Annotated in this window: 13 protein-coding genes, 3 pseudogenes and 1 CRISPR repeat array; of the genes and pseudogenes, 8 read left to right on the top strand and 8 right to left on the bottom strand. The window is 44.2% G+C overall.

Annotation, left to right across the window (positions count from 1 at the left end; genetic code table 11):
* The first annotated feature begins 243 nt into the window (after positions 1-243).
* Positions 244-1,074, top strand: a complete 831-nt coding sequence (locus tag L4B77_RS16305; RefSeq protein ID WP_429751725.1) for an FTR1 family iron permease — start codon at positions 244-246, stop codon at positions 1,072-1,074.
* Between the two features lie 194 nt (positions 1,075-1,268).
* On the opposite strand, the pseudogene L4B77_RS16300 reads toward L4B77_RS16305, so the two are convergent.
* The 6 genes and pseudogenes from L4B77_RS16300 to L4B77_RS16275 all read right to left on the bottom strand — a co-directional run.
* Positions 1,269-2,444, bottom strand: a pseudogene (locus tag L4B77_RS16300) (restriction endonuclease subunit S); the annotation flags it as partial.
* Positions 2,445-2,835: 391 nt separating this feature from the next.
* Entirely contained in the window at positions 2,836-5,412 is a 2,577-nt protein-coding gene (locus L4B77_RS16295; protein WP_429751723.1) for an AAA family ATPase, read from the bottom strand.
* A 471-nt stretch (positions 5,413-5,883) separates the two neighbouring features.
* Positions 5,884-7,401, bottom strand: coding sequence for an ATP-binding protein (locus L4B77_RS16290; protein WP_429751721.1), 1,518 nt, complete (start codon positions 7,399-7,401; stop codon positions 5,884-5,886).
* 392 nt (positions 7,402-7,793) lie between these two features.
* Positions 7,794-8,301: direct repeats of the CRISPR family, unit length 28 nt; unit sequence TTTCTTAGCTGCCTATGCGGCAGGACAC.
* Positions 8,302-8,430: 129 nt separating this feature from the next.
* Positions 8,431-8,601: pseudogene (locus L4B77_RS16285) on the bottom strand (type I-F CRISPR-associated endoribonuclease Cas6/Csy4); the annotation flags it as partial.
* A pseudogene (locus L4B77_RS16280) lies at positions 8,595-9,155 on the bottom strand (Tn7 transposase TnsA N-terminal domain-containing protein); the annotation flags it as partial. The pseudogenes L4B77_RS16285 and L4B77_RS16280, both read right to left, overlap by 7 nt.
* 489 nt (positions 9,156-9,644) lie before the next feature.
* Positions 9,645-10,439 carry a helix-turn-helix domain-containing protein gene (locus tag L4B77_RS16275; protein ID WP_429751719.1) on the bottom strand — a complete coding sequence of 265 codons (795 nt, stop codon included), beginning with the start codon at positions 10,437-10,439 and terminating at the stop codon, positions 9,645-9,647.
* 357 nt (positions 10,440-10,796) lie between these two features.
* On the opposite strand from L4B77_RS16275, the gene L4B77_RS16270 reads away from it, so the two are divergent.
* The 6 genes from L4B77_RS16270 (at position 10,797) to L4B77_RS16245 (ending at position 17,959) form a co-directional block, all read left to right on the top strand.
* Positions 10,797-12,518, top strand: a complete 1,722-nt coding sequence (locus tag L4B77_RS16270) for a purine-cytosine permease family protein (protein ID WP_429751717.1) — start codon at positions 10,797-10,799, stop codon at positions 12,516-12,518.
* Between the two features lie 12 nt (positions 12,519-12,530).
* Complete coding sequence (gene rhaM / locus L4B77_RS16265) at positions 12,531-12,854, top strand: L-rhamnose mutarotase (RefSeq protein WP_429751715.1); 324 nt, start codon at positions 12,531-12,533, stop codon at positions 12,852-12,854.
* Positions 12,855-13,206: 352 nt separating this feature from the next.
* Positions 13,207-14,652: a rhamnulokinase gene (gene rhaB / locus L4B77_RS16260; RefSeq protein ID WP_429751713.1), complete on the top strand. Its 1,446-nt coding sequence runs from the start codon at positions 13,207-13,209 to the stop codon at positions 14,650-14,652.
* An 11-nt stretch (positions 14,653-14,663) separates the two neighbouring features.
* A complete protein-coding gene (locus tag L4B77_RS16255; RefSeq protein WP_429751711.1) occupies positions 14,664-15,923 on the top strand; it encodes an L-rhamnose isomerase in 1,260 nt (419 codons plus the stop codon).
* Between the two features lie 81 nt (positions 15,924-16,004).
* Positions 16,005-16,805, top strand: coding sequence for a rhamnulose-1-phosphate aldolase (rhaD, locus tag L4B77_RS16250; RefSeq protein ID WP_429751709.1), 801 nt, complete (start codon positions 16,005-16,007; stop codon positions 16,803-16,805).
* A gap of 11 nt (positions 16,806-16,816) precedes the next feature.
* On the top strand, positions 16,817-17,959 hold the full coding sequence (locus L4B77_RS16245; protein WP_429751707.1) for an iron-containing alcohol dehydrogenase: 1,143 nt from the start codon (positions 16,817-16,819) through the stop codon (positions 17,957-17,959).
* Positions 17,960-18,484: 525 nt separating this feature from the next.
* Here L4B77_RS16245 and L4B77_RS16240 read toward each other — a convergent pair.
* Positions 18,485-19,726, bottom strand: coding sequence for a PDDEXK-like family protein (locus tag L4B77_RS16240; protein WP_372198781.1), 1,242 nt, complete (start codon positions 19,724-19,726; stop codon positions 18,485-18,487).
* Between the two features lie 236 nt (positions 19,727-19,962).
* On the bottom strand, positions 19,963-20,943 hold the full coding sequence (locus tag L4B77_RS16235; protein WP_429751705.1) for a YecA family protein: 981 nt from the start codon (positions 20,941-20,943) through the stop codon (positions 19,963-19,965).
* A gap of 119 nt (positions 20,944-21,062) precedes the next feature.
* On the opposite strand from L4B77_RS16235, the gene tnpA reads away from it, so the two are divergent.
* On the top strand, positions 21,063-21,281 hold a 219-nt coding region (gene tnpA, locus L4B77_RS16230; RefSeq protein ID WP_429751703.1), incomplete at its 3' end, for an IS66 family insertion sequence element accessory protein TnpA.

Here is a 21,281-nt window from a genome sequence, read left to right as displayed (position 1 = left end):
GTCTAGGTTAGGTTTAAGATTGCTATATGCTACACAAAAATCGGTATTCATTCTCCTATTATATAAAATTTGGAGCAGAACAAACTTAGAGGTGTCCTGAACTATTGGAGCGCGGCCATTGTGAGCCCCAAATAACCTTACCCCACCTTTCACAGGGTAATCTAAGTTTCCATAAACACAAATGCAATTGATAATAACTTGCATTATCATACATTAACTTACTTAACAAAATAGGGTGTTATTGTGTTCGCCAGTATGACCATTGTATTTAGAGAAGGCTTAGAAATGGCCATTATTGTTTCTTTGCTTTTAGCCGCAACAAAAGAGATAGCCAAGAGCTCAAAATGGATTTTAGGAGGGACTGGAACTGGAATCCTTATCTCTTTATTACTCGCGATTATCGCGTTAAACAACGCAACAATTACGGCATTAATTGAGGGGAAAATGACCGGGGGAATCATCCTCGCGTTATCGAGTATTTTAATTGGTTATACCGTTATTTGGATGAAATCAAACGGAATGAAAGCTTCTCAAGATATCAAAGCTTCAGTGAATGATATCAAAGAAAACAATAAACCTTTGTTTTCGCTAAGTTTAGTCGCTTTCTTTTGTGTGTTCCGTGAAGGTATTGAAGTTGTATTATTTCTTTTAGGCTTAACCAGCGATAGCGAAACCACCGGGGCTTCAATACTAAGTGGAAGCTTAATGGGATCGGTAGGTGCGATTATAGCTGGCGTTGCTATGTACTTTGGCTTCATCAAAATCAACCTTGGTAAAGTATTCAATTTCTTTGCTGTATTGATGTCATTTTTAGCCGCCGGTATGGCCATAAATGCCGTAAGTAAGTTTACTTCTGCGGGGCTCATTAATCCGCTCATCAATCCATTATGGAATAGCACCGCCCTGCTTGATCACCATTCAAATTGGTTTGGTCTATTTATTCACGTAATGTTTGGGTACACAGAAAAACCAAGCTTAGCGCAACTTATTGTATACGTGGCGACATTAAGCATTCTGTTTGTATTAACTCACCGTCAAACAAAGAAGTTAACAAAAGCAAACACCGCCGCTTAGTGATTTGATTAAGCATCTTTGCATCACCAGTGACGTTGAAAACTGAGGGTGCAAATATGAAGCAAGCCAGCAAGTTAAGCGCATCCTTTTCTTCGCCACTTTCTACCGATTTGTCTTGATGCTTTACCATCGAACTAAGCCGATAACACGGCTTAGTTCGATGGTTTGAGGCTGATTGAAGACAATGGCCTGGGTTACACCACCTGCTCAACAATCGCGTCAGTTAGCTGAAGCTGGGTTTGTTGGCTATCGCGGAGGCGTTGTTTGAGTTGGTCGCACAGGGCCATTAGTTCATCGACTTTGGCGACGATGCGATGTTGCTCTTCTTCTGATGGGATACCCAGTACAACGGCCCACAACTTGTCGGAGACCAGTTTACACGTCCCGTGCGACGACCGATCAACTAGACCAACCATGTGTTCTTTTTGGGCTTTCATTAACAGCAATAGGTAAGTAGGAAGCATGTTAGAGAAGACCAATGCCTTCATATCCTGATTGATAACTACAGGCCGTTGGGTCAAAGCCACCGGAAATGAATGTGCCAAGATCATTCCTCGCACAACCATCAGCAAGCTCGCTTCCGGTATTAGTTTCGCCGTGGTTTCTTCGACAGCTTTTGCGGTCACACTGTCTATAGCAGAAGAAATGAAATCGACTTTCATGTCCTTCGGTGAAACCCACGGTATGTCGCCATCCCAATAATATGGGTTTGACTTCGAAGGCGTACCGCCTCCCATGTCGTAACCCAACTCCCCAAAACGACACCACTCCCATCCATTCGGCAGTTCAAATGGCTTTTCATCATCAGCAATCGGCGGCAGAGCTTTTTGCTTTTTGATTTTTTTATCTTTGATTAACTGCGCTTTTTCTTCCGCAATACGCTCAAGCAACTTTGCAGCTGGCTCATCGGTTGGGTCTTGTGGGACAAGCTTACCCATTACTGCCAATTGCAGGATGGTTTGTTTTAGTTGGTCGATGCTCGCTTCGGTGGTGAACAGGGTATCGAAGTGCTCGCTGATTCGTGCCCAGTTTTGCATTAGCTCGTCGGCGTTTTCACTTGAGGTTAATGTGTTTAATAACACCTCTACCAAGGTTTGATGCGCTTCAATGCTGGCTTCGGTTTGTTGCTCTAGTTGGTCGCAGAGTGTCATTAGCTCATCGACTTTTGCGACAATGCGGTGTTGTTCTTTAAGTGGAGGGTAAGGTAATGGGTTACCTGCAAAAAAATCTTTAGGGACACGCTTCTGACCAGCGGACCCCGTCATTTGGGTCTCACCCACTTTAAGAAACATTGGTGCTTTCAGATATAGCAACACAAATAAAGGTTCAAGAGCTCCTGAAATAGGTCTAGCAACGTGAAGCTCTGTTGTTCCTGTTCCTACACCATTTTTTAGGTCAGAAAACACAGCTGCTTTGCTATGCAGAAATGAAGAAAGCCTGCAAATTTGAACAACGACTAAGATTCAACGTAGTAAATTTACTACGCTCCAATTAATCCTCTAGCAGACATAATCGACAAACATAATCGACATGTGTGTAACAAACTTTTGGACATAAATCAGTTAGACGTTATGCTCTAAATCAGTTATTTCAGATAACTTCAGTTTGGGAAAAATGAAGTAGACTGCCTTGGTATTAAGAGCATTGGCTGCTGACGCAGCCAAAAACACTTAACACCATGGTTCAGCTGATGGTTGGAGTAAGTAACTTTGTAGATGTAGTACCTTATCTTAGTACGACGATTTGTCCTTAGTTAGTAGTTTAACTTCGGCGCTTCTTCAGAGCCTTGAAATATTCGTCCAAAGCATTCACATCCTTTTCAAACTCACTCGCTCGAGGGCAATCAACTGCTAATCCTGTTGCGTCATCGTGACCGCGCAAGTAGGTGCTACACTTAGACATTGCGGCATTGATAATGTCGTTATCCTCAGAGGTTACATCGTCGGCGATTTCTTTCAAACTTTGGGTCTTAACTGCGCGACCAAATCGTTCAACAACTTTTCTAAGCAGCCACTCTTCGACAAGACGTTCATAGGTTTCACGCAGTCGACCATAGCCGTCCTTAACTCTCATTTCGTACTCGAAGTCACCAGATGCCTCAATCTTCCTGAGTAGAGGTATCAAGTTCTTCAATTCGCCAACTCGAGCGAGTGTATTTTTGACGCCCCACGGCGGCTCTTTGAATGGGTAACCGGCTACATCTCCTAGTTTACGAATAGAAACCACTTCCAAAGGAGCTTTAGTCACATCAGTGGATTCCTCTAACATCTTTAAGAAAGACATATCATGAGTGAATACAATGACCTGACGCGTTAGAGCTTCTTGAGCTATGCGATCAGCAAACAAACGGCGCCATTTATGATCAAGAGAGTTGATAGGGTCATCAAAGATGATGGCTGATTTTCTGTTATCTACAGTAAGCTCCGCCAAGAAGCAGGCAAGAGCAACACACTTTTGCTCGCCCTCACTTGCCACATCAGTGATACCGTTAGACTTTTCCGTTAGGCGAATCTTGAGCATTTGCTTGCCGCGATGTCCGCGAGTCACAGTGCCTACTTTGAAGTTATCAAAGCCTAGCTTCTCTAGTTCCTCACTGAATGCAGCTTGTAAAGCACCTACTGCACCACTATTCGCAATAGCATTAGTTTGCGTGGTAATAGAAGTAGACTGGCAAGAGCCACCTAGACTGTTATACAAAGCGAGTATCTGCAGGCGATCAATTTCGCTCATTACATTTTGCTTAGCAGCAGTGAAGATCTTTCTGTCCTCAAGATCGTGAATCTGTGTCGTCATCTCTGAAATCTTCTTAGCTAAACTATCATTCGTTGCAACTTCAGATTCTTTCTTCTTCCATGAGGCGATCTGAGCAGCAATCCAGCCAACAGCCTTGAAGTCAACCTTGATCGAAGTAAAGTCCGGTTCAATCTTAACTAGATGGTCTCGAAGAATTTCGAGGCTTGAATTCAGTGCGATGATGCTTTCCGCACACTCTGCACTGTGGTCGCGGATCTTGCTTAGTGCCAGTTCATATGGGTTTAGATCGAAGTTGAGGTTCTTCAGGTTCGCAATGTAGGTGTCAAACGTTCTTTTCGCTTGTTTGGCTTCTACCTGAGTTTGATCTTTCAAATAGTCGTCAAATGATTTCAGCTTAGTTGCAGTTTTACATGAAATAGGTTGGAGGCACGTAGGACATGGTGACCCTTCAGGTGGTGGAAATGCCAACTTGCTGTTATGAGTTTGAACAAATGCCTTAACGTGGGACCACATCAGTGCCCATTCTTGTGAACAGATGCCAGCCAGATCATGACCATCAACAGCTTGACTGCGAGCTAACTCCGCAGCGCCTTGTTTTGTTTTGTAATCATCATAGGAAGCCTTTATTAAATCGAAGTGCTCTTGATCTAACTTCTCTTTCAGTTTCTCCAAATGAGTTAGCAATGGCTGTAGACCCTTGCACTTGTCACTGTAACCTTTGCGAAGCTGCTCTGGAGTACTGGTTCTGAGTTTCGATAGTTCTTCAATGAGAGCAGGGATCGATTCTTCTGCTTCTTTATCGATGCAAAGTGCGTCAACATCTTCAGGCTTTGTGTTAGCTGACAATGCTGAAACAAGAGCAAGAACCTCTCCACCAGGTTTAAAGGTTGGCAGTGGGGTAGATTGAACAAACGGTTTCTTCTCGTTATCGTTTTCAGCGCGCACAAACTCACATGCGCGCATAAGCTGGGCTAAGAGCTTCATTCCAACAGGCTTGTACTCAATAGCATCTTCACCCGAAATATAGTGAGCCGCAGAGGTGTTGTCGAAAACACGAATAGACTTTAGGTCTTCACGTGGGGCAGCAGACAGAGCCCATTCGACATCATGTTGTTCTTCGACTACGACAATCGAGAGTTCAGCTGAAGGGTCTCCCGATTTATCATTATAAATATTAGATAGAATTTGAGGTGTATCACCGCGAGTTAAGCAGGCATTCTTGAGGATTCTTGCATAACTCGACTTACCAGAGCCGTTGTCACCATACACCGCTGTCAGGCCTTCGGTTTGGAATTCCAACAAGGCATTAGAAACCAATGCGGATACATGGCTCACTTTGCCAATACTCTTCAGATTTACAGCCTGTCCCTCCTCACCAAAACCAGTAAGGTCTAGTGGCGCAATGCAGTCTGGGTATGATTCGTTCCGAGTCTCTAGCCCATGTTCCATTTTGGCAATAGTGAAAAGTAGTTGTAAGTCATCACCTCCTAACTCACCTTTCTCTGCTGCTAATCTAATGGCATGACGCCACCATAGATTCTTTTTTAACTTGTTAGCCCAACTAACAATGCTTTCAATTGACATATTATTCCCTCCATGGGCACAGGCTTCTAATGCTAATGCCATTTACTTATCGAAACACGAAATGTTATCGGGTGCCTGAAACATCCGACGAAATATACCACCAAGCGCATAACGCAAAACTTGATTTCGATCGCCTGGGAGTCTGATTAGTTGTTGATTAATCGGCCAACAAAAATAGGTATTCGTAGGCTGAATGCGTTGGACTAGAAAAATTAGTTTTAGTAAGGAAAATATCGGGGGATGTGGAGAGGGTGAAGAACGTTCTTAACTAAATACGGGGCATGGACGTCCCAAAACAGATAGACCTAGGGCGGGGCAGAAACAGCTTAGAATTTGTGTCCTAAGCCATGTTGTTCGGATACGCTGAATTTGAGGACGTTGCTTCCTAAATCAATGAACTAATCATCCGTACCGCGAACTGTTCATCAGAATCTGCACATGAATTAGGATGATGGGCACTATCACGTCACCCTAAGGATTGCCGAAAAACCTTGCCCAAAAACCTATATTTTTCTTTGGAGTTGAGTCTTGATTCGATGTTTGTGGGTATCGCGATGAAGTATGGGTTTCAGGTAATCGGGCTCTTGTGTGCTCGTCGGCGATAGTGATTAGGGCTTTCGATGCAACCATCCCGAGAAGTGAGGTCAACTCTTGTTCGAAACCGATTGTGACATCGACCTCTCCGCTTCGAGCATGAGCTATTTCGTGAAGCAGGGTCGACGCATAGCTCTCGACAGAAGCAAGTTCGTCGCGCTTGATGATGATTTCCGTACCTGTCCAAAGCCCCCTAGCTTCCGAGAAGCCCCCCGTCTCGGGGCGCATCGTTTCCGAGATTTTCACCGACTGAACCCTCGAAGGAAGTCCACCGACTAGATCTGCGAGCCTTCCGGTCATGTCGAACACCACTCTTTCGGCCTGTGAAAGCTTTTCTAGTGGGACAAATTTGAACTCGAAACAATCGTTCCACCCAGAAATGAAATTGCCTAAATCCTGTATTACGTTTCCTTCAGTATCAACCTGTCCCGACAGCTTTTCTTTGACGTTACTCGGGATTGTGATTATCTGCCGCCCATTTGCCCGAGCTTCCTCGACGAAACGCGGAGCATTCATAATCTCCTCATCCGTCAGGAACAGGACGTTTCCCGACGCATTGGTGATCTTCGATGCATGAACGGAGACATCCGTCCATTTCATTTCGTCGTGGAGTAAGCCGCTCCCAAAGTTACCGAGGTCATTGACGAGAGTTTGAGCAACTGCCTCCGAAGAGGAAGCTAGCAGAATGGATTTAACTCGGTCGGAGTAGGCGGTTCTCCCGACATTCGTTCGTTCGCGATTGAGAGCCTTCTTGATAGCAGTCGTCAGCGAAGTGATGTTGTAGGAAAACAGAAAATTTTCTTCTTCGGCGACGCGAATACCGTTAATGTAAATGAAAGAGACTCTACCCACTTTCCGCAAGACTTCTCCATATTGGTTTTTCTCTAGGCATTCTTCACCGGAGAAACACAGGAATAGACTCTTCGCCTTCTCAATATCATCTGTAGAACAGCCTTTCAAGATGAACTCTGTTCCGACGAATGCAGGGTCGGACGGTTCGGAGATGCAGGCATGTAGCGTGATGACATCAGAAAAATCATGTTTTTCAGAACGGTTGAAGGAGACATCGCAGAACTTAGAGCGGATACGGGTTTCGATTCCCAAGCGGTCGAATGTGGCTAGAGCGTCCTTCAAGCCCACACCGAACTTTCCGATTAGTCCGGGATGTTCGAGCTTTTCTTGATTCTCGTTCATAGTGAAGTGCTCGTGTCTAAGACCACGGCCAAAGTCCCTTATACACCACTGACCTCGGTCATCACGTGAGATAATAATGTCCGCTGTGTCAGTCAATATCTGCTCGTCGAGAGCATTTGCAATGATCTCCCGAACGGCATGGAAAACGTCCCAGTTTTCAAGCATTCGATCTATATTTAGGTCAAACTTCTTAGCTACCATATTCACTCCGCTTTGACTCTGCCTGATACCCACGCCGTTTTAACTGTCTAAAAATAGTTGGATTAAATTTTGAGAGGTACAAATGTCCACTTCATAAAGTGGTGTAATGCTAACTTTTTGGATGCTATCACAATCGAATATTCGCAACTGATGCTCATGTCAAATAGATGGCATATTTTTAGAATTTATGGGGTGTTGATGGGATTACTTTTAGTAGGGAAAACACGCTGATTTTCTGTAGCGTAGATAACTTGCTCTAAACGACTTTGGGGCATTTTTGAGTTACGTCGCCTCTGCCTGTAAGTAATAAAAGAAAAAAACCACCAAGCTTAAACTTGATGGCTTTGATTTTAACTGCTTGTTCAGCAGGCTGGTTGCTTTCTTACTGGCCTATTCTTAGCTGCCTATGCGGCAGGACACTTATCGCTGAATCAAACATGAAACGCTTAATTTTTCTTAGCTGCCTATGCGGCAGGACACTTCTAGGTTTTAATATGGGTATAACATCTGACTTTCTTAGCTGCCTATGCGGCAGGACACTGCCAGGTGGCGTTCTTAGGTCGCTTGGAGAGTTTCTTAGCTGCCTATGCGGCAGGACACAAGTGGCTCATGCACTCCATCAAGCCACTCTATTTCTTAGCTGCCTATGCGGCAGGACACCGAATACCGCGGGGATCAACTACGATTCGAAATTTCTTAGCTGCCTATGCGGCAGGACACAAAGAGGCATTAACACCACTGGTTGAAGGTGTTTTCTTAGCTGCCTATGCGGCAGGACACATCAAATTCTTTCGGCGTATGTGTTTGTTTATTTTCTTAGCTGCCTATGCGGCAGGACACACCCTTGCACATATGCTGAATCATTACCACCCTTTCTTAGCTGCCTATGCGGCAGGACACTGTTAACTATAGTTACTAACCATCTAATTCTGCATGCTTAACGTCATAATTCATCCAAAATACCTTTTTTATTTACTGTCCTGTAAGTCTCTGTTTTTAAACAACTGGAATAGAATTTTCAAAAAAGGGTCAAAAGCGCAAGTCAGGGACAGTCCCTTTTCTTTCTTGATTGGTGGCTAAACCATAGCTATTAAAGTTTGCTACACCAAGCTCACCGCCAAGCTCCTTTTGTACAAACAACATATAATCTTCCCCAGATGAAGCGCTGGAGATTGGTATTCGATGAAAACTATCGAAGAGAGCCAAGGAAGAGTAGAGATAAGTGTGTCTTGCTCCGATAAACCGAAATACAAAGACACCTCTTGTAGCTGCACCATTTGTTTTCGTTGAATAAACGCCAATACTAGCTTTTGAAACTCAGTCACGGTTCGCAATCCGGAATAACGGTGTAGTAACTTAAAGTTATCTAACGTCGGTCCCATTCTAATTTGTTTCTCAGTAACCAAAACTAAGCGTCTGTTGAACTCATTCAACGCAACCCTTTGTTTCTCTTCAAATCTATTCCTGAAATCAGGTTTGAGAATCTGACTAGAGTGTTTTACTTCGAAGAGGGTTGACTGCTCGTTGTGATCTGTTACTAAAAAATCTGGGGTATATCAGCACTTACGATTATTGAATTGATAGTGGAAGCCAAAAGGTTGAGAGGTAAAACTTTTAATGTTTGCGTTATATTCGAGGTGAAAGCAGAAATCGAACTCCAAAATGGAGAGAGTGCGAACAACAGCATCATTCTTCAAGCTCATGAACTTACAGATGTTGTGTACGTGAGATGATTTCTTGGTTTGGTCGAACATAGCAAATCACTTTTGTTGTAAACCTACAACAAAAAATAGACTATGAAGACTTATGATGCAGAAATGAAGAAAGCCTGCAATTTATGCGAACATATATTGCAGGCTTCATGTCGCTGAAACCATAAAGCGTCCAACCACCTGCTTGTTTTTCAATAACTTAAGCAATATCTAAAAGCATAATACGTCCAATACTAAAACCATAAGGTGTCCTTTAAATAAACGTCAACAACAACACGAGAGTTGAGTGTAAGAAAGTTACACAACATTAGAAATGGCCATAACTTGCTACGAGTACGTTCTGGTAGTTACGACATAATCGCTTGGTGATCACAAAAGGAAATTGCTTGCTGTAACTCATACTTGGACAATTCCGTGTTACGATCTTTTGAGGAGCCTAACCTTCTCGTATTACTTTATTGTTCTCAGCTTACGCTTAAATGTAATCTTGCCCGCTCTGAAAGCGATTACATTGTAATAATGATGAAGAGATTATTTAGCAAAATTTCTCATGCGTGCCTCTCTCGGGGTCTGATTAAAGACCTGCTTAAATTTAGTAGAGAAGTAATTGCTGTCCTGATAACCAACCCTGAAAGCAATATCTGTAATAGATTGATCAGTATAAAGAATGTCAGAAAACGCTTTGCTGGTACGTATGTAATGTAGATACTGGTTGAAGTTCATGCCCGTTAACTTCTTAATACTGTTGGTTAACTGACGCGAAGACAGTTTTACCGCCTCAGCAACTTCATCAATTTCATTCACGCCAGCATAATGCAGCTGGATATGAGATAAAGCGTAAATAACTTTATCGTTGTTATTAAGCAAATCGACGTCTTTTATTTTCCCCCGCCACAACTCAACAATAATCTGCTGAAAAATGAACTGTGCAATCATTCGCGACTCTTCACTGTCTATATGTGACTCAATGTGCAAACGTTCGATCAGCTGACGAACACTTTGTGCAGTATTTTCATTAATAAACCAGCCCGTTTCTCTGTCTGATTCATTTGGCATAAAACGCTTCAGATCCGAGCCGACCTGCAGCTTATCTTTTTCAAACAGAATATTACTTAAATAGAGATCATCTACTGTATCGAATAAATGACGGTCTTCCTTTTTGACAAAACAGACGTAATTTTTACTCAGATTCATAGGCACATCATTCATGACATGTGTACCACATCCTTCCGAAACAATAATAATCTCTTCAAATGAGTGCGCGTGCTCAGGGTAAGGCTCCTGAGGAGCTCTGAGCTCAGTAGTGACAGGACTGTTGGAGTTCATGAAGAACTCTCTCGACTTTAGATAGATCATTGTGTACCTCTGCTTCCACGAGTGTAAATTTAGATGGTTTAAACTCGCTTTTCCTCGCCGAACATCTCAGTTTTGCCCGTTTTTTTACTGATATTTACAAAAGTGTGAAGACAAAGTTGCCCACCTTAAAAAACTCACCAAAATACCAGTTCTTGATGTTAATTCTCCAAGGTTTAAATTTCTCAGCTTTGTAAGCTAACCCTAATCCCCCTGTCCGCCACATGGATAATATCTGGCGAGTCAGAGAGGAATTAACAATGACAAAACTTAAATAATTAAATTTTAAGACATAAGAAACAAAAGCTTACAATTAGCAAGGAGACAATCATGTCTGAAACGATTCCCTCTACACAAACGCAAGAAACAGAAGCAACCCTCAATGAATATGAACAAGAACGGGTGCCCAAACATAAACTGCTCGGCTGGCGACACTTTCTCGGCTCCTATTCCGGTGAGCACGTTGCTGGTACCGAGTTTGTTATCGGTGCGGCTTTTGTCGCATGGGGAGCAAGCACGTTTGATATCCTGATGGGTCTAGTGGTCGGTAACCTGATGGCCGTACTAACCTGGGCACTGATTACCGCTCCTATAGCAACCCAATCCCGACTCACCGTTTACGAATATCTGCGCAGAGTCGCAGGCCCGGGCTTTAACAAAGTCTATAACGTGGTCAACGCCGTGCTCTTCTGTGCACTGGGTGGGGCAATGATCACAGTATCAGCCTCTGCGATACGTATCTTATTTGATATTCCGGCGCAGACGAACTGGTATCCGACCAATGCCGCATTTGTTGCCGTGGCACTCGCTGTCGGTGCTATAGTGGTAGCCATTGCCGTACTGGGCTTCCAGAAATGTGCTCAGTTCGCAACAGTATGCTCACCATGGCTACTAGTTGTGTTTGTCACTGGCGGTATGGTTGCACTTCCTGCACTGAGCAATGTTGGCAACGGTGAAACCTTTACTGGTTTTGGTCAGTTCCTTTCTCTGGCGGATCAGTACATCTGGACCGGGCAAACACCTGATGGTTCACCATCAATGACATTCTGGCAGATCGCTGCTTTCGCATGGGTATGTAACCTGGCAATGCACGGCTCTTTAGGTGACATGGCACTGCTACGTTTTGCTAAGAGCTCAAAATACGGTTACTTCTCTGCGTTTGGTATGTTCTTCGGTCACTACATTGCATGGATCTGTGCCGGTATTATGGGTGCAGGTGCAATGCTGCTAATGCAAACTAGCATGTCTAATCTGGACGCTGGCGGTATCGCTCATGCTGTACTTGGCGCAACAGGTATCATTGCGGTAATCATTGCGGGCTGGACAACGTCTAACCCGACTATCTACCGCGCAGGCCTGGCAATCCAGAGTATCTTCCCGAACAAATCGCGTGCGTACATCACGACTATCGTTGGTGTCGTTACCGCGATTATTGCTTGTTTCCCGTTCGTATTTACCCGCCTGTTAGACTTTGTTGGCTACATGGGCCTGCTGCTGGCACCGGTTGGCGCAATCATCGTATCTGAGCACTGGGTATTTAAAAAAATCGGTCTGACTCCGCTTTGGTCTAAGTACCAGGGTAACGACCTGAACAAAGCGGCGCTTATCACCTGGGCAATTGGTGTTGTGTTTGCAGTAACGTGTGAACAGATGGGCTTCCTGCACTTGTTCTTCCTGTTTGTACCGACTTACCTGCTGTCTATGGCCGTTTACATCACGTTAGCGAAATCTATGGGTGCCGGTGATAACTACGCGAAACAGGAAGCGGAATACCACCAGGAGCAGAAAGAGCGTGAAACGTACCATTCTGAACTGGCGAAATGCGAAGCAGCGCAACAGACCGAAGCGAAGCCAGCAAGCATGCTGGAGAAGGTTTCCGGCGCGATTGCTCTGGCATCTCTGGCTGCGATGATGATTTCTGCGATGAAAGTCTGGGGCGCAGGTGCTGACTACCAGATGGCGTTCGAATCCTTTAAAGCGTTCGCGATTTATCCGACTGTCATTTACTTCATCTCGGCAACCACCTGGATCACTCTGCGTGACAAAGCCTAAGCGAGAATATTAATGAATGATTTAATCAGAAAAGCCTTTGTCATGCAGCTCAATGAAGGCTGTAAGGCAGAATACAAAAAACGACATGATGAAATCTGGCCAGAGCTGGTAGATGTTCTGAAAAGTCACGGCGGTCACAACTACTCCATCTTTCTCCATGAGGAGACTAATCAGCTGTTTGGTTATGTCGAAATCGAGAGCGAGGAGCGTTGGGATCAGGTTGCCAGTACTGAAACCTGTCAGAAATGGTGGGCTTATATGCAAGACATTATGGCAACTAATCCGGATAACTCTCCGCAGTCTGTAACGCTGGATTCAGTCTTCTATCTGGCATAACGTTAAGACTCTTCTCTATGCCCCGCAGCATCGCGGGGCTTATTATTTGGCCCTGCTCTATCACGGTTACACCTATTCCATACTCCCTAGGCTTTCATGCCTCACCTTCACCTAAGCGCAATAAAAACCACGTTACCCCCAAATTCAAATAAAAATTCTGTGAGATTGACTTGGTTCACACCACTTTAACCCTTGTTTTTTTATAGCGTTAAAACACTGTTTATCAAAAATTTGAATCGCCGCATGAGCTTCTTGAAAAAAACGCACCAAATGCGTTTTTACGGGAGGATTTTTGAAGTTATTCCGTTGTAAAAAACGGTGTAATACCTCTAAAGAACAAGAGGTGGTATTCATGATGAAGGCTGTGATTGCAATAGACCTTGGGGCGTCAAGCGGACGTGTCATGGTCGGTTATCTGAACAACGGAAAAATCGAACTCGAAGAGTTTCACCGTTTTCAAAACCAGCAAGTGATGCATGGTAATGAGTCGTGCTGGGATCTCTACTCCATCCTGGAAGAGATCAAAGTAGGCATCAATAAAGTAGTCGCGACAGGTGTAGAGATCACCTCACTAGGTATTGATACCTGGGGTGTCGATTTTGTGCTGCTGGACAAGTTCGGTAAACACTTAGGTGAGTTTGTCAGCTACCGTGACGCACGTACCGAAGGTGTGCAGGATAAGCTGTTAGCGGATAATCAGCTGACCCTGCAAGATATCTACACGGCAACAGGCATTCAGTTCCTGCCTTTTAACACGATCAACCAGTTAAAAACGATCTACGATCAACAGCCTGAATGGTATGGCGAGATTGATACCCTGCTGTTTATCCCGGATTACCTCAACTACAAATTGTCCGGCGTGAAACACTGTGAGTACACCAATGCCTCCACCAGCCAGCTTTTAGACTGCAAAGAGAAAGTGTGGAGCAAAGAGCTTATCAACGCCTGCGGAGCCAAAATGAACTGGTTCCTGCCGCCTAAAATGCCAAACCGCATTATTGGTGAGTACCACTTAGGCGATGTGCAAATCCCTGTCTGTTCTGTGGCAAGCCACGATACTGCATCTGCTGTGGCAGCAACGCCGATTGCACACGAGAACATGGCTTACCTGAGCTCTGGTACCTGGTCTCTAGTCGGTATTGAAAGCTTTGAGCCTTACACCGGCGAGCTTGCCTACCAGTACAACCTGACTAACGAAGGTGGTGTGGATGGCCGCTACCGCGTGCTGAAAAACATCATGGGCCTGTGGCTGATCCAGCGCATTAAAGCAGAGAATCCGTCACTGACTTTCCCGGATATCGCCAGCCTGGCGCGTCAGGCTGAGCCGTTTAAATACATCGTCAATCCTAATGACAACGATTTCTTAAACCCGGCGTCAATGACGCAGGCAATCAAACACTGGTTTAGAAAACGCGACCTTGAAGCGCCGGAGACCCTTGGCGAAGTCATTCGCTGTATCTACGACAGCTTAGTGCTGGCTTACGACAAGGTACTGACTGAGCTTGCGGAAGTCACCGGCAAACCCATTACGGAATTACGCATTGTCGGCGGCGGCACGCAAGATAAGTTCCTTAACCAGCTGTGTGCCGATGTCTGTCAGATCAAAGTATCAACCGAACCGACAGAAGCCTCAGCCCTCGGCAACGTGATTAACCAGTTTATCGCGTCCGACATTATTACCTCGCTGGAAGAAGGCCGCCAGATTATCGATGCCTCTTCTGATGTGAAGAACTTCACTGCAAACCCTATTGAGGGATTGGAACAGATCAAATCCCAATTCCGAAAAATAACTAAATAAGGTACCTGACCATGAGCAAAGAGCAGATCATTTCAGCTTACGAGCAAGCAAAAGCGACTTTCGAAAAGTACGGTGTAGATACAGACAAAGCACTGGAACTGCTAAACCAGACGCCAATCTCTATGCACTGCTGGCAAGGCGATGATGTACGTGGTTTTGAATCGCCGGATACGGCACTGAGTGGCGGTATCCAGGCAACCGGTAATCACCCTGGCGCGGCAAAAACACCAGATCAGCTGCGTGCGGATATGGAAAAAGCCTTCTCTCTTATTCCTGGCAAGAAGCGCGTAAACCTGCACGCGATTTACATCGATGCCGATGGACATATCGAACGTGACCAAATCAAACCTGAGCACTTTTCCCGCTGGGTTGAATGGGCGAAGAAACAAGACCTTGGTCTGGACTTCAACCCGACTCTGTTCTCTCACCCGAAAGCAGACGACGGCCTGACGCTGTCTCACCCGGACGAAGAGATCCGTCAGTTCTGGATTGAGCACGTAAAAGCGAGCCGTAAGATTTCTGAATACTTTGGCCGTGAGCTTGGCAGCGCATCCTTCATGAACATCTGGATCCCGGACGGCATGAAAGATCAGCCGGTTGACCGCTTGTCTCCGCGTGCACGTCTTGCAGACTCTCTGGACAAAGCGCTGGCTGAGAAGATTTCTCCGGAATTCCACAAAGATGCAGTAGAGAGCAAACTGTTCGGTATAGGCGCAGAAGCCTTCACCGTTGGCAGCAACGAATTCTACCTTGCGTACGCGGCAACCCGCGGTACGGCGCTATGTCTTGATGCCGGCCACTTCCACCCGACTGAAGTGATCAGCGACAAAATCAGTGCATGTTCACTGTACGTAAACGACCTGCAACTGCACGTGACCCGTCCGGTTCGCTGGGACTCAGACCACGTAGTGTCGTTCGACGATGAAACTCAGGCAATCATGCGTGAAATCGTACGTAACAAACTGCTGGATCGTGTTGCGATTGGCCTGGACTTCTTTGATGCGTCTATCAACCGTATCGCAGCATGGGTTATCGGTACCCGTAACGCACAAAAAGCCCTGCTTAAAGCCCTGCTTGAGCCGGTAGAGCAGCTAAAAGCAGCAGAAGCATCCTTCGATTACACCACCCGCCTTGGTTTAATTGAGGAATCTCACTCTCTGCCTTGGGCAGCAGTCTGGGATTACCACTGTCTGCAAAACGAAGTCCCTGTTGGCTTTGATTGGATCAATGACGTGAAAGACTACGAAGCGACCATTCTGGAAACACGTTAATTCAAATCGCTCAATAACCAACAAGTCAGATTACATGCCTGGCTTGTTTGGTTAAGTTAACTAAATATAAAGGCTAATATTATGATTCAATTAAACGATGCAGTGATGCACGAAATCGAAAAAGTCAGCGAAGTTTCTCAGTACCTTTGGCAACGTGAATGGGCAGAACGTAATGGCGGTAACATCTCTGTTGACGTCACTGATTTATTTGATGAAATCCCGCACGTTGACGTGCAGGAAAAAGCATTGCCACTGCAACTGCCGATGGAAAGTGCTAACCGCATTTATTACGTAAAAGGCACTGGTCAGCGTATTCGCGAACTGCGCGATCCTGACTACGCGGGTTGTGTGCTTAAAATCAACGCAGCGGCAAACGGCTACCAGATTATCTGGGGTGGTAAAGCAAGTGAAGATTTCGCACCGACCTCTGAATTTATCAGCCACATTAAAATTCTTGTAGAAAAGAAAAAAGCAGGTTCTGACCACAAATCGGTCGTTCACACTCACCCGCTTGAACTGATTGCTCTTTCTCACCACCCGGATATCTCAAAGAGCAGCGAACTGTTCACGCACACCTGCTGGAAGATGCTGCCGGAAGTACGTGCATTCGTACCACGCGGTATCGGCATGATTCCGTACTGTCTGCCTTCTTCAGAAGAGTTAGCGGATGGCACAACAGCAGCACTGCTTCAGCATGACGTTGCTATCTGGGAAAAACACGGCGCAACCGCTTCGGGTGCCGATGTTCTGCAAGCATTTGATTACGTAGATGTCGCCAACAAAGGGGCAAAATTATACCTGATGTGTACAGCTGCTGGTTACGAGCCGGAAGGTGTGACGAAAGAAAATATGGATATTTTGAAACGAGAATTTAATCTATAGAGGTGTAAATTATGAGTGTGTTCAAACTGGCATTTCCGAAGATCAATTACTCCGGTGTTGGCTCAATTGAAGCATTGGTTGAGCGTCTGACTGAAGAGCATGGCAGTGAAAAAGGGCTTCTGATCTGCGATCCGACGCTGGTAGAACTTGGCTTCGCTGACAAGCTTCTCGGCAGTTCGCTTAATCTGATGCTTTTCAAAGATGTGCGTCCAAACCCGGACACCAATACCGTGAACAGCGCTTACAAAATGTATTGTGAGTCTGAGGCGCAGTTTATTATCGGTTTCGGTGGTGGTAGTTCAATTGATACCGCTAAAGCAATCAAGATCCTTTCTGCTAATGATGGCCCGATTGCGGCGTACAATGGCGTAGAGAAAGTACAAACGCTTGGTGCTCCGCTGTACGCGATCAATACCACGGCTGGGACGGCGGCGGAAGTGACGAGTAACGCTGTGATCACAGATACAGATACGCACGTTAAACATGTGATCATCTCTGACAAGATCATTCCGGAAATATCAGTGAACGACCCTAGTGTTATGCTGGGCATTCCTGGCGATACAACGGCTGCAACCGGTGTTGATGCGTTGACCCACGCGGTTGAGTCTTTTGTCTCTGTCGGAGCACACAAATTAACTGATTACATTTCTCTTGAAGCGATCAAAACCATTGCGCAAAACTTGCCGAAAGCGGTTGATGACGGCTCAGATGTAGACGCACGTGAAATGATGGCTTACGGTCAGTTTATCGCAGGCTTGTCATTCAACAGTGCAGGTTTAGGTATGGTCCATGCAATGGCTCACCCTGCCGGTGCTCACAAAGACTTGCCACACGGTGTATGTAACGCAATTCTGTTGCCTATCGTGTGTGAGTTTAACCGCCCGTACTGCGTTGATAAATTCGCACGGGTTGCCGAAGCACTCGGCGCAGATACATCTGGCATGACAGCAGAACAAGCAAGTCTGGCAGCGATTGATGAACTTAATGCGCTTAACCGCCGTGTTGGTATCCCTGAAGGCTTTGCGCAGCTAGGCGTAACAGAAGAAGATATTCTGAGCTGGGTAGACGATGCTCTGGCTGACCCTTGCGCAGGCGGTAACCCGCATCCTATGACTCGTGAACAAGTCATCGAACTGTACAGAAAAGCACTGTAACTTCGGAAGGCTCAGTATTTACTCTTTGTTCGGCAATACATTGCTAACAACCTTAACACGAATGCCAACGAAACCATGTTGGCATTCCCCTCCTTTCTGATTTTTATATCCAATTGAAATTTAACAACAATGTTTGTTGCGAATGCACTTTCAACTAAGTATTGGTACTTATATAAGCACCATTCCATACTTTCTTTTTTATATATCTTGTCCGTAATTATGGCAGCGTCCTAGATCTCTACTAATCCTATTTCTATTTATTCCCTGTTCTGCAAGCTCCTTTTGCGCATCTGATGAATAGAGTCTATAGGTCAATCTGTAGAAATAGAGGATTACACTAAGTCCTCGGCTATCAAACTTTGGGGCATTTTCGTGCCAGCTATGATCAAGCTGAAACGTTGATGGACATTTCCGAGTTACGGATTATTGAGAAACCTGTGTATTGAGATAACTACTGCTAATCCAAATAGCCTGAACTGCCTAAAAACATATCGCTCAATTACCGTACAACTTCACAAAGCACATTTATTTACTTATTGAAGCGGGGAATATTTCACTGCATTGCCTAAGTAGTTCTACCACATCAGTCGTCACATTAGATATCCATTGTTCCCGAAATACTGGGTTACCGAGTTTTGCTGTTTTTCCTTGGAAATTTTTAAAATTCATCTTATCGGAGCTGTATTTCCACGCTAACCACCATTCATCATCATTATTAGCCCCTATCAAAGTCTCAAGTTTATTTTTTAGGTCAGACTCCTTGCTCTGTAACTCATCTCTAAACAAACCACGTTGGTTGTTCTTACAGACGGTAAATCCGTAGTAAAAACAATGGTCAACTTCTAAATAAAGATGGACACTATGCTCACCAAAAGTTAAAACTTTATACTGCAATCCATAATAACTACTACGCTTATAACTTTGATAAAAATTCTGACAGACATCCATACTGATTTCTTCAAACTTGTAATTCACAAAGCTAAAGTCGTAACCAGAACTTTTAAGAGCCGCTTGCAAATCAATCCATATCGTTTTTTGTAACTCAGCTTTGACGTCCGTGATTACCTCTTCAATTGTGAGCGCATTTTTAAAGTTATCGCCCTCCAAGAGTAAGTTTTTCATCTCCACTTTCTGATCCTCATTGAGTGTTTGCCCCGTGAGTTTTTCAATCAATTTCCGATACTGAATGATCGTTTCCCGAAGTAATGGATAATCATAAACCTCGCGTGCGCAAGATGTTAACCATTGTTTAATGTCAGTTTTATATGAGATGCAGTTAACTTCTTCACAACTGAGAGAACCAAGGCTTTCTTCTGAAGGTGCTGTGCCAAAAAGCGTAAGATAATAGAGATGCTTAGTTTTAGAACAGTGATAATCACTCAGCGCTTCTTTATACCGCTGCAACTGTTTAGGCTGATCTGCAGCATTAATTTTGTTTTCTATAACAATGGCATCACGTTGGCTACTAAGCAATAAATCAACCCTGCCATGCTTCCCCATATGACGCTCAACCTCTAGCGAGAACTGGCTTTTAAATCGTAGATTTTCATCTTGTAGTTGCTGTAAAAAAATCTGTTGAAACACCTCCCCTTGATTATGGGACCCTTCAGGATTCAGGAGTTCACCAATAAAACGGGAATGCAAAGCTACTTCATCAGATTCATTACGCAGGATAGAAAAAACATTAAAGTCACTTTCAGTCACTTCCTGCAATTTTTCATACTTAAGATTGATTAAGGAAATCTCTTTTAACAGTTTATCTATCATTTAGTATCCCAGCGTTACGCATAAATAACTTTTCACCATAATCGGTCATCTCTACCTTCCCCTATATTAAAAATTCCAAAATACAGAGGACAGTATCTTATGTCATCGGACTCAGAATTGGACAGAAATGGCTTAGAGTTGATGCTCCAAGCCATGCAGTTCGGATAAGCTGAGTTTGGTCAAAATCTAGTTCACAAAAGCCTATTCATACTATAAAAGAAGAAATGGTTATATCTTTAAGAAATGCAGCATCGTTTGTATTTTTTTCCACTTCCACAAGGACAAGGTTGATTTCTCCCTATTTTTTCTTGCGCTGTTTTACGCTGAGAACCCAAAGAAAGCTGATCGAGATTGTTTACAAGATGCCTAGGTGAAAGTGGAGGTAGGTTTGCCACTAATTTATCCATATCATCAGATTGACACCACTCACTTTCGTGATAAGTCGAAAACCTTAGCCTCTCTCTTCTAGGACTGATACAGCATCCTACCCAAGAATTAGCTTTGCAAGAATATTTACGCTTCTCACAATGTGCCACGAGCGACTTGTATGACTCTTCATCTGAGTTTTCATTAACATGTACAGTTAATCCCGTTTTCTCATCCAACAAAGGAAGAGAAATGTCGTGATGACGATTATCTGCATGGAATTGACTGATCATTCTCGATATAGCTTGATTTATTAGCTTAATGCTATCTCCGCTTAGAGAAAGTAAATGCAGCCCCAATTGCAGGTGTCCATAGTCTTTCGAAGACTCTATGTCATCGATGATATTTCCAACATGAGTACCTTTGTGAATCGTTAAAAATCCTGATGGTGTAGGCTCGCCACTATAGCCTTCTCTCCTAACTAACATCGCTAGTTCTAGATCTGCTGAAATATCATCTTCCAGCATTACTAATGTAGGATTTTCTTCAAAATATAGGTTTTGTTTAATATAGGTCGAAAGGATTACTAGTTCATGATTAGAGAGAATAGAGTCACCAAAACCACAGCGTTTTTTTAGGTAATCGATAACTCTTAAAGGTGAATGTAACATTTCGGTTATCAGATCAACCAAAAAAACATCCATAACATAAGGGTGTGCTATCACTTCATTAGTTTTATATTGTAAAAAGTGTCGAGCTTGAGCTGCTAATGCTGGAAAGTGTTCTGAGACTACACAGATTGGGAATATAGTCTTGAGGTGAGATGAAACCGTAATTTCATCCCCTGACACTTTCTTAAATGAACATCTATCAGATTGTAGTAGTTGACAGTAAGCGCGTCATAAACCCCACATTCTAATCATCCTCAGTCCGCCATAAGATCAAATCTCCAACTACAAGGAGATTTGAAATGGCAAAACGGCGCACCAACAAAGAATGGCAAACCTTGTTCGAGCAATACCAATCCAGTCATCTATCACAACGGGTCTTCTGTGAGCGTAATGGGTTAAGTCTTTCTACTTTTTATGCCAAGCGCCAGCAGTTACAAACTACGGAGTCAGCCAATATCAGTGGCTTTGTTAAAGCAGAAGTTATCGAAAAAACGACTCGCTACCAGATGGCTCAAACA

Origin of the sequence: Vibrio minamisatsumaniensis, from assembly GCF_050337445.1 — a bacterium.
In the GTDB taxonomy this organism is placed as follows: domain Bacteria; phylum Pseudomonadota; class Gammaproteobacteria; order Enterobacterales; family Vibrionaceae; genus Vibrio; species Vibrio artabrorum.
This window is presented reverse-complemented; position numbering and strand designations above follow the sequence as displayed.

Bases quoted from the DNA above. Each gene is read 5' to 3' on its own strand.
- L4B77_RS16295 (WP_429751723.1), bottom strand. From the start codon at position 5,412: ATGTCAATTGAAAGCATTGTTAGTTGGGCTAACAAGTTAAAAAAGAAT.
- L4B77_RS16290 (WP_429751721.1), bottom strand. From the start codon at position 7,401: ATGGTAGCTAAGAAGTTTGACCTAAATATAGATCGAATGCTTGAAAAC.
- L4B77_RS16275 (WP_429751719.1), bottom strand. From the start codon at position 10,439: ATGAACTCCAACAGTCCTGTCACTACTGAGCTCAGAGCTCCTCAGGAG.
- L4B77_RS16270 (WP_429751717.1), top strand. From the start codon at position 10,797: ATGTCTGAAACGATTCCCTCTACACAAACGCAAGAAACAGAAGCAACC.
- rhaM (WP_429751715.1), top strand. From the start codon at position 12,531: ATGAATGATTTAATCAGAAAAGCCTTTGTCATGCAGCTCAATGAAGGC.
- rhaB (WP_429751713.1), top strand. From the start codon at position 13,207: ATGATGAAGGCTGTGATTGCAATAGACCTTGGGGCGTCAAGCGGACGT.
- L4B77_RS16255 (WP_429751711.1), top strand. From the start codon at position 14,664: ATGAGCAAAGAGCAGATCATTTCAGCTTACGAGCAAGCAAAAGCGACT.
- rhaD (WP_429751709.1), top strand. From the start codon at position 16,005: ATGATTCAATTAAACGATGCAGTGATGCACGAAATCGAAAAAGTCAGC.
- L4B77_RS16245 (WP_429751707.1), top strand. From the start codon at position 16,817: ATGAGTGTGTTCAAACTGGCATTTCCGAAGATCAATTACTCCGGTGTT.
- L4B77_RS16240 (WP_372198781.1), bottom strand. From the start codon at position 19,726: ATGATAGATAAACTGTTAAAAGAGATTTCCTTAATCAATCTTAAGTAT.